Source organism: Larkinella fluvii (assembly GCF_051857545.1).
In the GTDB taxonomy this organism is placed as follows: domain Bacteria; phylum Bacteroidota; class Bacteroidia; order Cytophagales; family Spirosomataceae; genus Larkinella.
On sequence record NZ_JBPZHB010000008.1, the window covers coordinates 398,871 to 414,982 of the forward strand.

General features: G+C 53.7%; 15 protein-coding genes. 10 read left to right on the forward strand and 5 right to left on the reverse strand.

Translation table 11 applies throughout. The features are described 5' to 3' along the window. Positions 1–337: 337 nt before the first annotated feature. On the reverse strand, positions 338–1,699 hold the full coding sequence (gene hemN, locus ACS5NO_RS22710) for an oxygen-independent coproporphyrinogen III oxidase (protein ID WP_439417260.1): 1,362 nt from the start codon (positions 1,697–1,699) through the stop codon (positions 338–340). A 132-nt stretch (positions 1,700–1,831) separates the two neighbouring features. Between hemN and ACS5NO_RS22715 the strand changes: the two genes are divergently transcribed. The 3 genes from ACS5NO_RS22715 to ACS5NO_RS22725 all read left to right on the forward strand — a co-directional run bounded on the left by ACS5NO_RS22715 (position 1,832) and on the right by ACS5NO_RS22725 (position 5,001). After that, positions 1,832–4,297 carry a heavy metal translocating P-type ATPase gene (locus tag ACS5NO_RS22715; RefSeq protein ID WP_439417261.1) on the forward strand — a complete coding sequence of 822 codons (2,466 nt, stop codon included), beginning with the start codon at positions 1,832–1,834 and terminating at the stop codon, positions 4,295–4,297. A 129-nt stretch (positions 4,298–4,426) separates the two neighbouring features. Beyond that, positions 4,427–4,684 carry an AbrB/MazE/SpoVT family DNA-binding domain-containing protein gene (locus tag ACS5NO_RS22720; protein WP_439417262.1) on the forward strand — a complete coding sequence of 86 codons (258 nt, stop codon included), beginning with the start codon at positions 4,427–4,429 and terminating at the stop codon, positions 4,682–4,684. Continuing rightward, entirely contained in the window at positions 4,678–5,001 is a 324-nt protein-coding gene (locus tag ACS5NO_RS22725; RefSeq protein WP_439417353.1) for a type II toxin-antitoxin system PemK/MazF family toxin, read from the forward strand. The genes ACS5NO_RS22720 and ACS5NO_RS22725 overlap by 7 nt, the downstream gene beginning before the upstream one ends. A 70-nt stretch (positions 5,002–5,071) precedes the next feature. On the opposite strand, the gene ACS5NO_RS22730 is transcribed toward ACS5NO_RS22725, so the two are convergent. After that, positions 5,072–5,821 carry an acyl-CoA desaturase gene (locus tag ACS5NO_RS22730; protein ID WP_439417263.1) on the reverse strand — a complete coding sequence of 250 codons (750 nt, stop codon included), beginning with the start codon at positions 5,819–5,821 and terminating at the stop codon, positions 5,072–5,074. A 196-nt stretch (positions 5,822–6,017) separates the two neighbouring features. Between ACS5NO_RS22730 and ccoS the strand changes: the two genes are divergently transcribed. From ccoS to ACS5NO_RS22765, 7 genes are all read left to right on the forward strand, one after another. After that, positions 6,018–6,194, forward strand: coding sequence for a cbb3-type cytochrome oxidase assembly protein CcoS (gene ccoS / locus ACS5NO_RS22735; protein WP_150874439.1), 177 nt, complete (start codon positions 6,018–6,020; stop codon positions 6,192–6,194). Between the two features lie 15 nt (positions 6,195–6,209). Then, positions 6,210–8,408, forward strand: a complete 2,199-nt coding sequence (gene ccoN / locus ACS5NO_RS22740; protein WP_439417264.1) for a cytochrome-c oxidase, cbb3-type subunit I — start codon at positions 6,210–6,212, stop codon at positions 8,406–8,408. A gap of 100 nt (positions 8,409–8,508) precedes the next feature. Beyond that, positions 8,509–8,679, forward strand: coding sequence for a hypothetical protein (locus ACS5NO_RS22745; RefSeq protein ID WP_191908692.1), 171 nt, complete (start codon positions 8,509–8,511; stop codon positions 8,677–8,679). Positions 8,680–8,695: 16 nt separating this feature from the next. Then, the gene (locus ACS5NO_RS22750; RefSeq protein ID WP_439417265.1) at positions 8,696–9,538 is read left to right on the forward strand and encodes a cbb3-type cytochrome c oxidase N-terminal domain-containing protein; all 843 of its coding nucleotides are present in this window, start codon (positions 8,696–8,698) and stop codon (positions 9,536–9,538) included. Between the two features lie 12 nt (positions 9,539–9,550). Beyond that, positions 9,551–11,020, forward strand: a complete 1,470-nt coding sequence (ccoG, locus tag ACS5NO_RS22755; RefSeq protein WP_439417266.1) for a cytochrome c oxidase accessory protein CcoG — start codon at positions 9,551–9,553, stop codon at positions 11,018–11,020. Positions 11,021–11,128: 108 nt separating this feature from the next. Continuing rightward, positions 11,129–11,554 (forward strand): FixH family protein, encoded by a 426-nt coding sequence (locus tag ACS5NO_RS22760; protein ID WP_439417267.1) that lies wholly within the window; start codon positions 11,129–11,131, stop codon positions 11,552–11,554. Between the two features lies 1 nt (position 11,555). Next, complete coding sequence (locus ACS5NO_RS22765) at positions 11,556–12,245, forward strand: sulfite exporter TauE/SafE family protein (protein ID WP_439417268.1); 690 nt, start codon at positions 11,556–11,558, stop codon at positions 12,243–12,245. Positions 12,246–12,513: 268 nt separating this feature from the next. On the opposite strand, the gene ahcY is transcribed toward ACS5NO_RS22765, so the two are convergent. From ahcY to ACS5NO_RS22780, 3 genes are all read right to left on the reverse strand, one after another. After that, complete coding sequence (gene ahcY, locus ACS5NO_RS22770; protein WP_439417269.1) at positions 12,514–13,830, reverse strand: adenosylhomocysteinase; 1,317 nt, start codon at positions 13,828–13,830, stop codon at positions 12,514–12,516. A 123-nt stretch (positions 13,831–13,953) separates the two neighbouring features. Next, complete coding sequence (locus ACS5NO_RS22775) at positions 13,954–15,171, reverse strand: pyridoxal phosphate-dependent aminotransferase (protein ID WP_138991063.1); 1,218 nt, start codon at positions 15,169–15,171, stop codon at positions 13,954–13,956. Positions 15,172–15,336: 165 nt separating this feature from the next. Beyond that, positions 15,337–16,110, reverse strand: coding sequence for an amidohydrolase (locus ACS5NO_RS22780; RefSeq protein ID WP_439417270.1), 774 nt, complete (start codon positions 16,108–16,110; stop codon positions 15,337–15,339). Positions 16,111–16,112 lie beyond the last annotated feature (2 nt).

Below are 16,112 nucleotides of genomic sequence, written 5' to 3' on the forward strand. Positions count from 1 at the left end.
CCTAAGAATGATAAATTGTCCTGCTTTGTTCTGCCCCACCCCCCTAATTAATTTAAATTTAATGACCAGCGAACTGAATGTTTATCAGCCCACTGCTTTAGCTGTTTGAGTTAATCGGGGAGAGCCCTGGAAGGGCGGTCTACCACTCGTTGCTATCGGCTGTGGACTAGTGACAGGACAGGCCTCCGGCCTTCATTCAAACAACTTTTAAAGCAGTGGGCTGATAAACCAAAATAGTTAATTTGGCGCTTAGTATGCTTAAATCAATTAGGGGCTTAAAAATGACAGAGCTAAGCCCCTTCTGGGGCCGGGCCGACGCTTCGGGGCAACGATAGCTCTAAACCGTCTGCGAAAACAACCGCGTCTGGGGCTGGGCCTGGTTGAGCCGCGCATCGAACGCCATGCAGATATTCCGCAGGAAAGGCCGTCCATCGGGCAGTACCCGCAAGCCTTCCGCATTGAAATCGATCAACCCATCGAACCGGAACGACTCCAGCCGGTCGCACAAAACCGCCCACTCGTCCTCCGTCCAGCCATCCCAGGTCCAGCGGGTTTCGCCCTGACACATGATGTTCAGAATCTGCCGACGCAGAAATTGATCCTGCTGGCTAAGCACATGGCCGCGCAGCAGCGGAAGTTCACCCGCCCGAACCCGGTTCAGGTACGCATCGAGGTCTTTTTCATTCTGGGCAAACGCCGACCATACATCGCCGATGGACGAGGTTCCGAGACCGATCAGAACGCGGGTTTGGGTGGTGGTGTAGCCCATGAAATTCCGGTGCAGCGTCCCGGTTTGCAGAGACTTGAACATGGCATCGTGCGGGAGGGCAAAATGGTCGATGCCGATTTCGACGTACCCCGCCTGTTCCAGCAACGCCCGCCCGGTTTCGTAAAGAATCCGTTTCTGCTCGCCCGACGGCAGGTCTTCGTCCCGAAAACCGCGTTGCCCGTTGCCTTTGATCCAGGGAACGTGCGCGTAGGAATAAAACGCAATGCGGTCAGGCCGCAGCATCAGGGTTTTGTAGAACGTATCGGTAATGGAATCCGGTGTCTGAAACGGCAGTCCAAACACGATGTCGTGGCTAATCGATTGGTAGCCCATCTGTCTGGCCCAGGTCGTCACCTGCTGCACGTTTTCGAATGGCTGAAGCCGGTGAATGGCCTTTTGCACCACCGGGTCGTAGTCCTGAACGCCAAAGCTGACCCGCCGGAAACCAAACTGATGGAGTACCCGCAAGTGCTGGCGGGTGGTATTGTTCGGATGGCCTTCCCAGCCGTAATCCGGAGATTTGGTGGGCGTGGCGCGTTTGAAAATACCCGTCAGCAGCCGTTCAAGCTGTTTGGGCGCAAAAAAACTGGGCGTTCCTCCCCCCAGGTGTAGTTCGGCAAGGCGCGGTTGTTCGGGCAGCAAATCACAGTAGAGATTCCATTCCGTCAAAACCGCATCAATGTACGGAACTTCGACACCGTGGTTGCGGGTGATGCGCTTGTTACAACCGCAAAACGTACACAGGCTTTCGCAATATGGCAGGTGAATATACAGGCTCAAACCGGTCGTGCTGTTGCTGATCGAAACCGCCCGCTTGAGATTTTGCACCCAGGCGGTTTCGCTGAACGTGGTTTCGTCCCAAAACGGCACAGTCGGGTAGCTGGTGTAGCGCGGGCCGGGAACGTCGTATTTCTGAATGAGAGACTGCATACGGATTGGAGATTTGCGCACCAAAATTGGCGGAGATTCGCACGCCGTACCCTGACCGGTATCACTCGGTTTGCTGACGCTCGTCAGGGTTTAACGACCTGTTCCGACCCAATTTGCCAAGAAAAATATGGTATGCGTACAGCAACGATTTCAGCGACTACCTGTTACCACTGCGGCAACGACTGTGCAGAGCACAACCTTGAATACGATGAAAAACCGTTCTGCTGCGAAGGCTGCCAAACGGTCTACAGCATTCTGAATCAAAACCAGTTATGTCAATACTATTCGATTGAACAGGAAGGCACCGGCGTTCGGCCCGGCAACCCCCTTAAAACGGAAAATGCCCCAAAAAACCGGCTCGAATTTCTGGACCATCCCGCCATCGTTGCCCAACTGCTGGAATTTTCCAGTGCGTCGATCGCCCGGGTTACCTTTTACGTTCCAACCATCCATTGCAGTTCCTGTCTATGGTTGCTCGAACACCTCTACCGCATCCATCCGGGCATTCAGCAGTCGCGGGTGGATTTTCTCAAAAAGCAGGTTCACCTGACCTACCAGCCCGATCAGCTCACGCTCCGGCAGGTGGTCGAACTGCTCGCGTCGATTGGCTACGAGCCGCTGATTAGTCTCAACGATGTCGTCAAAGAACAGCAAAAACCGTCGTACCGCCCCTTGCTCTACCGGCTGGCACTGGCGGGTTTCTGTTCGGGCAACATCATGCTGTTCAGCTTTCCCGAATACCTCGGTCTCGACGATCCATCGTTCAAACACCTCTTCGGCCTGCTCAACATTGCGCTGGCGATTCCGGTCGTCTTTTACTCGGCATCGGGCTATTTCGAATCGGTCTGGATGAGTCTGAAAAAAGGCATCATCAACATCGACTTTCCCATTCTGCTCGGGATTCTGGTCGCGTTTTTCCGGGGAACCTACGAAGTTCTGTTTCTCAACGGTGCCGGTTATTTCGATTCGCTGACGGGCCTGATTTTCTTTCTGTTGTGCGGCAAATGGTTCCAGCAGCGCACCCACGAATTTCTGTCGTTCGAACGGGATTACAAATCGTATTTTCCGCTGGCCGTAACGGTTTTAAAACCGGATGGCGAAACCGCCATTCCCGTAGCCGAACTCCGCAAGGGTGATCGAATTCGGGTTCGTAACCACGAACTGATTCCCGCCGACGGGCTGCTCTACAAAGGGGAAGCCCGGGTCGATTACAGTTTCGTGACGGGTGAATCGCAGCCGGAAGCCCAGAAACCGGGGGCGTTGCTGTATGCCGGTGGCAAGCAGATTGGCGAAGCCATTGAACTGGAAGTGGTGCGGGAGGTGTCGCAAAGTTACCTGACCCAACTCTGGAACAACGACGCGTTCCGCAAGGGCGACACCTCCCGAATGCGCACCTTTGCCGATGCTGTCGGGAAGTATTTTACCCTGACCGTCATTGCGTTAGCCACAATCGTGGGCTTATACTGGTATACGCACGACCCCGCGCGGGCCATCAATGCTTTTACGGCGGTTTTGATCATTGCCTGTCCGTGTGCGCTGTCCCTGTCGTATCCGTTCGCGCTGGGAAATGGTCTCCGGAAGCTGAGTCAGCAGAAATTGTACCTCAAAAACGCAGACGTCATCGAGCACATGGCGGATTGTGACACCATCGTCTTTGACAAAACCGGTACGCTGACGGAGACCGTGAGTGAAAGAGTGATGGAACGAATGCGTGAAGACAAACACGGGAGCGTTGTGGAGGAGTTTTCGGTAGCTTTGACGAACTTTGAACAGGCGCTGGTGATCTCACTGGTGCGGCAGTCGGCCCACCCGCTCAGCCGGAAACTGGCCGCTCATCTGGCCGGCGTTCAACCGCTGGTGGTGGAGGATTTTATGGAAATACCGGGTCGCGGGTTACACGGATTCGTGGATGGCTGGGAAGTCAAAATCGGCTCTGCTTCGTTTGTAAATCCGCAGTCAATGTCGTCAATATCCTCAAAAGAAACCGCAACCGATTCAGCCGGAGCGCGTGTCCATATGTCCATCGAGCAGCAATACCGGGGTTGTTTCCGGTTTCCGAACCAGTACCGCCCCGGTCTCGATGCGATGCTCGATTTGCTGAAATCTACGCACCAACTGTATCTGCTTTCGGGCGATACCGACACGGCCCGGCCCGAACTGGCACGCTGGTTTACCCCGGATCACATGACGTTCAACTGTCAGCCGCAGCAAAAGCTCGACATCGTGCGGCACCTGCAAAACCAGGGCCACCGCGTGCTGATGGTGGGTGACGGCCTGAACGATGCCGGAGCGCTGAAACAGGCCGATGTCGGCATGGCCGTCACGGAAGACACCGTTCAGTTTACGCCCGCCAGCGACGCCATTCTGGAAGCATCCTCATTACGAAAACTGCCCGAACTGCTGGCGTACAGCCGCTTCGGTATGCGCCTGATCCGGTTTAGTTTTGCGGTTTCGCTGCTGTATAACTTCATTGGCCTTTCCTACGCGTTAACGGGGAATCTGTCGCCGGTTGTGGCCGCCATCCTGATGCCCGTCAGTTCCGCGACGATGTTGTTGATTGGGACCCTAGGGATGCGGTGGAAAGCGATTGGGAAGTAAGATGACAATGATGAATGACGTCTGATCGGTTAGTAGATTTTCAACTAACCGGCAAAAAATCAGTGTTTAAAAAAGGTAGTTTAGAGCTGATTTGTTATACCTTTGTTATAACAAATCAGCTCTAAATGTATGCTACAGATCATTCGTAAAATTGGCAACTCACAAGGTATTCTCCTGCCGCGAACGGTTCTGCAACAGGCAGGCATTGAAGGAGCGGTTGACATCGAAATCGTTGAGGGGGCGCTTATTTTACGCGCGGTCAAAAAACATCCCCGGGACGGTTGGGAACAGGCTTTTGATGAAGCCATAAAAGCCGGTGATCAGCCCGAAAGTGATCTGTTTGATGGCACACCAAACCAGTTTGACCAAACCGAGTGGACATGGTAATCAAGCGGTTCGACGTTTGGCTGGTTTCATTAGATCCCACCCAGGGCAGCGAGATTGCCAAAACACGTCCTTGTTTGATTGTATCCCCGGATGCGATTAACCAACGGCTCAATACCGTGATGGTTGCGCCTTTAACCAGCACGCAAAAGCGTTATCCCACCCGAGTCAATTGCCATTTTTCCGGTCAGGATGGTCAGATCGCTCTGGATCAGATCCGCTCGGTTGACAAAGTCCGATTGGTAAAACACATCGGGCGCTTAGACGACGCGGTATGCCATCAGGTGTGCCAGACGCTGGTTGCCATCTTTACGTATTAAAAAGAAAAACGGCGTTGTTTTTCAACAGGATAACCCATTGAAAAACAACGCCGTCTCGCATTGAATCACCTTACATATACGCTTCGTCGCGCCCGCGCCGGAGCTTCACAATGCCCAGTTTATTCATCAATAAAATCAGCGGATAAGCCGGGTCGAATTCGTGCCAGCGGAAACCGCCGAAGTTGGCCCGACCGCCGTAGCGGTGGTGGTTGTTGTGGTACGATTCGCCCATCATCAGAAAGTCGAACGGCAACAGGTTTTTGGCCGTATCGTCCACTTTGAAGTTGATGTAGCCGTAGCGGTGCGCGCACCAGTTGATGATGGCACCATGCACCGGGCCCATGAAAAAATGGAATGGCAGCAGCAGAAAAAGCCAGGGTGAGGTGGCAAACTGGATGTAGAACAGCACGTAGAACGTTCCCCAGGCCACCCGAACCGGCCAGCGATCCCCGAACCATTCCATCCACGGCCAGTTGGGCACGCCCTTTTTGAACTTCGCCGGAACGGTGTCGCGGTTATTCAGGATGTCGTTGTAAAACTGCCGGGTCTTCCACATCATATCCATCATGCTCTTGGAATATTTCGGTGAATGCGGGTCTTCCTCGGTATCGGCGTAAGCGTGGTGAAGCCGGTGCATAATACCGTACGCGCGTGGACTCAAAAACGACGATCCCTGGCTAATGAACGTCACAACGTAAAAAACCTTCTCCCAGCCCTTACTCATGGTAAACATCTGGTGGGCGGCATAGCGGTGGAGAAAAAGGGTCTGCATCAGGACCGACAGGTACCAATGCGCGAGAAAAAAGACGAGAATGATCATTAAGAAAGAAGAATCTGGTGTAATAGCCCCAAAAGTAGTCCCCGTGTTTTATCGCCAGTCTAACACTGGTCAGCCGACCGGATGAGTTTTGTCAGCCCGCCCGGTTTACCTGAATTCTATCACCCCCCTGCCTGACGAACCTCATACGTTGCCCAGCGGATAAGCCGCACTTTTGACCCGGCAAACGCTCACGAATATGAACATTATCTTCTTCATGATTGGCATTAGTCTGCTGCTGGCACTGGGATTTTTCGGGGCTTTCCTATGGTCGATGAAAACCGGCCAGCAGGATGACTTGTACACTCCTTCGATGCGGATGCTGCTCGACGACAACGAACCAACTACTACCTCCTCCATAGATACCCCCGCATAACAGCTCGTTACCACTATGAATGTCTCGCAAAAACCGCCTGTTACGATTTCGCCTGAACACCCCCGACCGGGGAACGGAGCCGCTCCCGCCGTGGAGCGCTTCGAGTATGACAACCGCATTGTCCGGGATTTCGCCGTTGCCACCATCATCTGGGGCGTCGTCGGCATGCTGGTCGGGGTGCTGATTGCCAGCCAGTTGTTTGCTCCGGCGGCCAACCTCGGCAACCAGTATACGACCTTCGGACGGATTCGGCCGCTGCACACCAACGCGGTCATTTTTGCCTTCGTCGGCAATGCCATCTTTATGGGGGTGTATTACTCGCTGCAACGGCTTTGCAAAGCCCGGATGTTCAGCGATTTGCTCAGTAAAATCCACTTCTGGGGCTGGCAGGCCATCATCGTAGCCGCAGCCATTACGTTGCCGCTGGGTCTGACCACGTCGCACGAATACGCCGAACTCGAATGGCCGATCGACATTGCCATTACGCTGATCTGGGTGGTTTTCGGGATCAATATGTTCGGCACGATCATCAAACGCCGGGAGCGCCACCTGTATGTCGCCATCTGGTTTTACATCGCCACGTTCGTAACGGTTGCCGTGCTGCACATCGTCAACTCGTACCAGATGCCGGTCAGTCTGTTCAAAAGTTATTACGTCTACGCCGGGGTACAGGATGCGCTCGTGCAGTGGTGGTATGGTCACAATGCCGTGGCATTTTTCCTGACCACGCCGTTTCTGGGGCTGATGTATTACTTCCTGCCCAAAATGGCAAACCGCCCGGTATACTCCTACAAGCTGTCGATTCTGCACTTCTGGGCACTGATTTTCATCTACATCTGGGCCGGTCCTCACCACTTGCTCTATTCATCGCTGCCCGACTGGGCGCAATCGCTGGGGGTGGTTTTCTCCATCATGCTCATTGCCCCGTCCTGGGGTGGGATGATCAACGGGCTGCTGACCCTGCGCGGAGCCTGGGACAAGGTTCGGGAAGATACCATCCTGAAATTCATGGTCGTCGGCATTACCGCCTACGGGATGGCCACCTTCGAAGGACCCATGCTCTCGCTCAAGAACGTCAACGCCATTGCGCACTTTACCGACTGGATCGTAGCCCACGTACACGTCGGGGCTTTAGGCTGGAACGGTTTTCTGACCTTCGCGATCCTGTACTGGCTGATTCCGCGCATGTATAAAACGCCCCTGTATTCCAAAAAACTGCTGAGCATCCATTTCTGGATCGGTACGCTGGGAATCCTGTTCTACGCCATTCCGATGTACATTTCGGGCTTCACCCAGGGCATGATGTGGAAGGAGTTTACCCCCGAAGGCACCCTGCGCTACCCGAACTTTCTGGAAACGACCATCCAACTGCTGCCCATGCACCAGATGCGGGCGGTGGGGGGTACGTTCTACCTGCTGGGTGCGATTCTGATGGCTTATAACCTGTTCAAAACGATGGCCGCCGGACAACTGGTGGTCAACGAAGCCGCCGAAGCGCCTGCCCTGGAGCAAGCCTATGTGCCGACGGGAAGCGATACCTACTGGCACCGCTGGCTGGAGCGCAAGCCCATACCGCTGCTGATTGGCTCCCTGGTGGTGATTCTGATCGGTTCGATGGTAGAATTGATTCCGACGTTCATGGTAGAGTCCAATGTGCCGACGATTTCGGCCGTGCAACCCTACAGCGCCCTCGAAGTCCAGGGCCGCGACCTCTACATCCGTGAGGGCTGCGTCAACTGCCACAGCCAGATGGTTCGGCCTTTCCGCAGCGAAACCGAACGCTACGGGGAGTATTCCAAAGCGGGCGAATTCGTGTATGACCACCCGTTCCTGTGGGGCAGCAAACGCACCGGGCCGGATCTGCACCGCGAAGGCGGCAAATACCCCGATTCCTGGCACTACCACCACATGCGCGACCCAACGTCGATGTCGCCGGGGTCGATCATGCCCGCCTATCCGTGGCTGCTGGACCAGAAACTCGACATTTCGAATACGTCGGATAAGCTGAGAACGCTGGAACAAGTGGGTGTTCCCTACGACGACGCAACGATCAGCTACGCCAATGAAGATTTGCAAAAACAGGCGCAGCAAGTCAGTGACCGCCTGGCGAAAGATGGCATCAAAGTCGACGCCGACCGCGAGATCATCGCCCTGATTGCCTACCTCCAACGGCTCGGCACGGACATCAGGAAAATGGAAAACGCAAGCAAATGAATTAAGAGTGAAGAGTTAAGAATTATGAGTTGGCTGACGCATATGAACTCTTCACTCTTAATTCTTAATTCTTAACTCATAACTCTTCACTTCTAAGATCATGTTCAAGCAATTCATCTCCAAAATTCCCGGCGCGGACGTCTATATGGTCGGCTCGTTTATCACCTTCCTCGCTTTTTTCATTCTCGTCGGTTTATACCTGGTTTTGGTGGATAAAACGTACATCCGCCAGATGAGCCAGATGCCCCTCGATGAATCGTCAACCGATTAACCACCTTCCTCTTTCCATGAATTCATTCATTTTACTCAATGGTGGGCTGCTGGGCCAGGAACCAGCAAAATCCATCTGGGACATTTCATCCGGTCAGGATCTGTTGCTGGTTACCGTCGCTCTTTTTCTGCTGGTGGGCATGGTAGCCGTTGGAGCTGTAGCTCTGAACCTGGTGTTCCTCCTCAAAAAAATAATAGAACCCGACGCCCAAACCGTTGCCAAACCGGTCGATACGCGCTCCTGGTGGCAACGGATGGCGGGGCTGCACGAACTGAATCAGGAAAAAAACCTGACCATGGAACACGCCTACGACGGAATTGCCGAACTCGACAACCCGACGCCCCCCTGGTTTATGGGGTTGTTTTACGGAACCATTGCGATTGGGGTCGTCTACCTGCTCGTTTACCACGTCTTCAACCCAGGCGACATCATGGTGCAGGAATACTCCCAGGAAATGGCCATTGCCGATAAACAGCGGGAGGATTACATCAAAAAAGTGGCCGGTTCCATCAACGAAAATACCGTTACGGTCTTGAAAGATGCGAAGGGAATTGACGCCGGGAAAGCCCTGTTCACCCAAAACTGCGTAGCCTGCCACGGCGCCAATGCCGAAGGCAAGGTGGGCCCCAACCTGACCGATGCCTACTGGCTGCACGGCGGTGACGTCAAGGCGGTTTTTCACATCATTACCGAAGGCGTTCCCGAAAAAGGGATGATGTCCTGGAAAAAACAACTGAATCCGCTCCAGGTGCAGCAAGTCGCCAGTTATATCCTGTCGCTGCAAGGCACGAACCCCGCCGGAGCGAAAGAACCGCAGGGCGAAAAAATAGCCACCGGCGAACCCGTTGCAACCCGCTAACTCAACACACCGATGAAATCCAACGTAGCACTTCCCCCCTCCGACTTCCGCGATACGCTGCCCACAGCCGATGCCTCTGGCGGTCGGCGGTGGTTGTATCCGCGTGAAACCACCGGCCGGTTTACCCGCTGGCGGACGGTGGTGGCAGTGGTGCTGCTGATCGTGTTGTTTGCCGGGCCGTTTGTGTGGATTGACGGACATCCACTGTTCCTGTTCAACGTGCTCGAACGCAGGTTTATCTTTTTCGGGGTGCCGTTCTGGCCGCAGGATTTTTACCTGGTTGCCTTTGGGTTGATTGCCTTCATTGTGTTTGTGGCCCTGTTCACCGTCGTCTATGGCCGGGTATGGTGCGGCTGGGCGTGTCCGCAGACGATTTTTATGGAGATGGTTTTCCGGAAAATCGAAGGCTGGATCGAGGGTGATTTTAACGCCCGGAAACGGCTGGATGCCAGCCCCTGGACGACCGAAAAAGTAGTCAAAAAAGGACTGAAACACGGCGTTTTCTTTCTGATTTCGTTCGCCATCAGCAACACCTTTCTGGCCTACCTCATTGGTCGCGACCAGTGGCTGACCCTGATCACCGATGACCCGGCGCAACACCTCGCCGGTCTGGCGGCCATCGTCGTCTTTACGGGTGTATTTTACCTCGTTTTTGCCTGGCTGCGCGAGATCGTCTGCACGACGATCTGCCCGTACGGACGGCTGCAAGGCGTTTTGCTGGACAAAAACTCCCTGATCGTCGCGTATGACTACATCCGGGGAGAACCGCGTGGGAAAAGAGTTAAGAGTGATGAATTAAGAATGAAGGAAGAAGAGGGGAGCGACCCTAAATTCATAACTCATAACTCTTCACTCTTAACTAAAGCCCCGAAGGGCGATTGCATCGACTGCAAACTTTGTGTGCAGGTTTGTCCGATGGGTATCGACATTCGGAACGGGACGCAACTGGAATGCATCAATTGCACGCTCTGCATCGACGTCTGTGATAGTGTCATGGACAAAATCGAACTGCCCCAGGGGCTGATCCGTATGGATTCGCAGGCCAATATCGAGCAGGGAAAACCGTTCCGGATTACGGCCCGGATTCTGGCCTACAGTGGCGTATTACTCGTTTTGTTGGGAATCATCGGTTTTCTGCTCGTCAGCCGACCGGTGATGGACGTGACGGTTTTGCGGGCACCAGGGCAGTTGTACCAGCGCGAAACGGGTGGCAAGGTATCGAATCTGTATCTGGTGGAAGTGATCAACAAGACCTACCGGACGTTGCCGGTTCAATTCCGCCTGAGCCGAACGGACGCCAAACTGCGTTTCGTACAGCCGCTGTCGTCGGTGCCGGCCGGGGAACAGACCAAAGGGATGTTCTTCATCGATTTACCGGAAAAAACCATCCGGCAAAACAGTACGCCACTTCACATCGACGTGCTGGCCGGTAACGAAGTCGTCGACCAGATCGAAACGACGTTTTTGGGACCTGTAAAATAATTGGGTGGTTGAGCGAATTGGTGATTGAGCGAAGTAGATTCCTTATTCACGCTGGACCGGTTTTGCTTTTCACTCAATCACTAATTCACTCAATCACTCCATAAATCCATGAACTGGGGAAAAGCCATCGTACTCGTTTACATCCTGTTTGCCGGATTTATCGGCACCCTGGTGTATCTCATGTGCCGCCAACGGGTCGATCTGGTGCGCGATGATTATTACCAGACCGAAATCGCCTTTCAACAACAGATTGACCGGGTAGCCCGAACCGCCAAACTGGCGGAATCGCCGACGATTCGCTTCGATGCCATCCGGCAGGTAATCGAACTGACGCGATCCGAAGCGGGTTCAACCGGCGGCAAACTGACCTTCTACCGCCCTTCGGATCGCCGACAGGATCGGAGTGTTGCCTTGCAGCCCGGCCAAACGACGGTTTCGACCGCCAAACTGGCCTCCGGTTTCTGGCGAGTGCAACTAAACTGGCTGGAAAACGGGCAGGAATATTATAGCGAACAAACCGTAACCATTCCGTAACGTGCAGAATGTCTGGATCATCGCAGCCCTGACCACGGGTTTAGTCGGAAGCCTGCACTGCGTCGGCATGTGCGGACCACTAGCGATGGCCTTGCCCGTCGGACGATTACCCCGTTCACAACGGGTGCTCGCGATGGGACTGTATCATGTGGGAAGAATTACGGCGTATTCCGGGCTGGGGTTGCTGGTCGGCACCATCGGCCAGGGGTTGTTGCTGGCCGGTTTGCAGCGATCGGTGTCAATCGCTGGCGGTCTGTTCCTGCTGCTCTGGGTTCTGTTCCAGCACGGAAAACGGGCCGGTTTGTCTCTGAATGGGGGACGAGGCTGGGTGACCAAACCGATGTCCCGTTTTTTGCAAAGCCCTACACTACAGGCATTTGTCGGACTCGGTTTCCTGAACGGTTTATTGCCCTGCGGTTTTTTATACGTGGCCCTGACCGGAGCCATCACCACCGGGAGCGCGGCAACCGGCGCATTATACATGGCGGTGTTCGGCCTGGGAACGGTTCCGGCTTTGTTGCTGGTCCGGTTTGTCCCGACGTTTTTCCCGGCAAACCTGCGACGCCGGTTTACTGTCTTGATGCCAGTCATCACGATTGCCCTGGCCTTTCTCTTATTGATCCGGGGCTTCTATCCTTCCACCGTCATCGACCAGACGGGCCACGAAGTTCCATTGTGCCACGGGAAGTGAGTTAAGAATTAAAAGTGAAGAGTTAAGAGTTAAGAGTTAAGAGTTAAAAATTAAAAGTAGGCTGACGCGTTCAACTGCGAAATCTTGTTTTAACGGTTTGAATGAAGGCCGGAGGTCTGTCCTGTTAATAGACAATCGCAGCCATCAGTAGTGGTAGCTCTGGAGGAGTGGCCTGAAGATGCTTTTAGACCGCTCCTCCGGAGCTACCACTACTGATGGCTGCTATTGCCTATTCACTTTTAATTCTTAACTCTTCACTCTTAACTTATTAATACCGGTACAGATCCGATTTGTAGGGGCCTTCGGTGGTGACGCCGATGTATTCCGCCTGTTCCTGATCCAGTTTTTCCAGTTTTGCGCCCACGTGATCGAGGTGCAAAGCCGCTACTTTCTCATCGAGGTGTTTCGGCAGAATGTAGACCTTGTTTTCGTATTTGTCCGAATTGGCCCACAGTTCCAACTGCGCCAGCGTCTGGTTCGAGAACGAGCAGGACATCACGAACGACGGGTGACCCATCGCAACACCCAGGTTCACCAGACGGCCTTCGGCCAGCACGATGATTTCTTTGCCGTCGATTTCATACAAATCGACCTGCGGTTTGATCTGGCTCTTCGAATGACCGTAGTTTGCATTCAGCCACGCCATGTCGATTTCGTTGTCGAAGTGACCAATGTTACAAACCACCGCCTTGTCGCGCATCGTCTTGAAGTGACGATCTTTGACGATGTTAATGTTGCCCGTTGCGGTTACGAAAATATTGGCGCGGGTCGCAGCCTCGTCCATCGTGACCACTTCGTAACCGTCCATCGCGGCTTGCAGCGCGCAAATCGGGTCGATCTCTGTCACCAGCACGCGGCAACCGGCGCCACGGAGTGATTCGGCAGAACCTTTCCCTACGTCACCATACCCGGCGACAACCGCTACTTTACCGGCCAGCATCAAATCGGTTCCCCGACGAATGGCATCGACCAGCGACTCGCGGCAGCCGTATTTGTTATCGAATTTCGATTTGGTAACCGAGTCGTTGACGTTGATGGCGGGCAAATGCAGCGTCCCGTTTTTCATGCGCTCATACAACCGGTGAACACCTGTCGTCGTTTCTTCCGACAAGCCTTTGATGTTGGTAATCAGTTCCGGATAGAGGTCGAAAACCATGTTGGTCAGGTCACCACCATCGTCCAGAATCATGTTCAGCGGTTTCCGTTCTTCGCCAAAGAACAACGTCTGCTCGATACACCAGTTAAATTCTTCTTCGTTCATACCCTTCCACGCATACACCGAAATACCAGCGGCCGCAATGGCGGCTGCGGCATGGTCCTGCGTCGAGAAGATATTACACGATGACCAGGTCACTTCGGCACCCAGTTCAACCAGTGTTTCGATCAGAACGGCGGTCTGGATCGTCATGTGCAGACAACCGGCAATGTAGGCACCAGCGAGGGGTTTCGACGGTCCGAACTCTTTGCGGAGGGACATCAAACCCGGCATTTCGGCTTCGGCCAACCGGATTTCCTTGCGGCCCCATTCGGCCAGCGCGATGTCTTTAACTTTGTACGGAACGTACGTGGATGTTTCTGTAGACATAAAAAGGGAGTAATTAATGCTTGATGATTTTTAAGAAAAAAGAAGTAAGACAAGAGAATAGAGACAAAGTGTCAATCGGTGAAGTCTGTCTTTATTCTCTTGTCTCACTTCTATCGTTTCTATTTATTTTAACGTGGCAACTGCATCTTTAATGCGCTGTACAGCTTCGGTCAGGGCTTCGTCGGAAGCGGCCGTTGAAATCCGCAGACCGTAGGGAGCACCAAAACCTGAGCCGGCCACGGTTGCCACATAAGCCGTATTGAGCAACCAGGCGGCAAAATCGTCCGAGTCGTTGATGGTCGTTGTTCCGTCCGATTTGCCGTAATAATAGCTGATGTCGGGGAACGCGTAGAAAGCGCCCTCCGGCACGTTCACTTTAAAACCGGGAATTTCTTTCAGCAGTTTTACCACCAGATCCCGGCGACGTTCGTAGGCTTTCGACATTTCACGCGTCGGTTCCATCGGTCCGTTCAGGGCGGCCAGTGTAGCCCGCTGCGAGATCGAACCGGTTCCTGAGGTGACCTGTCCCTGCAATTTCTCCACCCCGTCGGCAATCCATTTAGCGGCACCTATGTAACCAATCCGCCAGCCTGTCATCGCAAAACCTTTCGCGACGCCGTTGACGGTAACTACGCGGTCTTTGATTTCGGGAATAGAACCGATGCTGAAATGGCCTTTATCCGTAAAATTAATGTGTTCGTAGATTTCGTCGGCCAGCACAATCACGTTTTCGTGCCGGGCCACCACCTCAGCAATGGCGCGCAGTTCGTCTTCGCTATACACCGAACCGGTCGGGTTGTTGGGCGATGCGTACATCACGATTTTGGTGCGATCCGTAATGGCCGCTTCGAGTTGATCCGCCGTTACTTTGAAGTCGTTGTCAAAAGCCCCTTCGAGGATAATCGACTTTCCTTCAGCGAGTTTCACCATTTCGGAATAGCTTACCCAGTAGGGAGCCAGAATGATCACCTCGTCGCCGGGGTTCACCAGCACCTGAATCACGTTCGCCAGCGAGTGTTTGGCACCCGTCGAAACCACGATATTTTCCGGTTTCCAGTCAATGTTGTTTTCCCGTTTAAACTTATCTGCAATGGCTTTCCGCAGATCGGCATAACCCGCTACGGGCGAATAACCGTGGTAGCCTTCGTCGATGGCTTGCTTGGCGGCTTCGCAAATGTGTTTCGGCGTCTTGAAATCAGGCTCGCCAACGCTGAGACTGATTACTTTGTGGCCCTGAGCGGCCAGTTCGCGGGCTTTTTTGGTCATCGCCAATGTTGACGATTCCTCCAGCGCGATGATGCGGTCTGCCAATAAACTGACAGTTTCTACCGATGCAGACATGAGATATGAGGTGATTGATTCAATAAACGGGCCTATTCAACCTGACTTTGCGTCCCGGACTGCGTATCCCGGGCACAAAATTACTAACTATCTAACGATAAGTGCGTAAAATTTGAATTTTTATCGTTATCGGACCGAAAAATGGAGTCCCTGCATTTCCGGTTTTTATCCAATTATCCGAAAATCATCTGCGTCGCGATTGGCCGGAAACCGCTCGCGATAGGCGCTTAATTCGTCCAGAGAAAGGGTGGTCTGGAACACTGTTTCGGTCTGGTTTTGCCGGAAAAGTACCTCGCCTTTCGGGTCGATCAGACTCGAATCACCCGCGTAGGCATGTCCGTTTCCGTCTTCACCCACCCGGTTGACGCCAGCGACATAGGCCAGATTTTCGATGGCGCGGGCTTGCAGCAGGGCGTTCCAGGCGGTGCTGCGGGCGGCAGGCCAGTTGGCAACATAGATCAAAAGATCGTATTCCAGCCCGGCATTTCGGCTCCAGACCGGAAACCGGAGGTCGTAGCAAATCAGCGGGCAAATGTTCCAGCCGCGCCAGGATTTCACCAGCCGCTTCGTGCCACCGGCATAGGTAAGCTCCTCCCCCGCCATCCGAAACAAATGCCGTTTGTCATAGACATCGAACGAACCGTCGGGTTCCATCCAGATCAGGCGGTTGTAGAACAGACCCTGTTCCTGCACAATGTAGCTTCCCGTCACCACGGCGTCGGTCTGGGCCGCCATCTGTTTGAGCCAGCGGAATGTCGTCAGGTTCATCGGTTCGGCCAGTGCTTTGGCGTTCATCGAAAAACCGGTCGTAAACATTTCCGGCAACACAATGAGATCGGTTTTTTCGGGCAGCGCGAAGATTTTCTCTTCGAGCATCGCCCGATTCGCCGTCGGATTTTCCCAGTGGAGGCTGGTTTGCAGCAGGGTCAGGTGGAGCATTC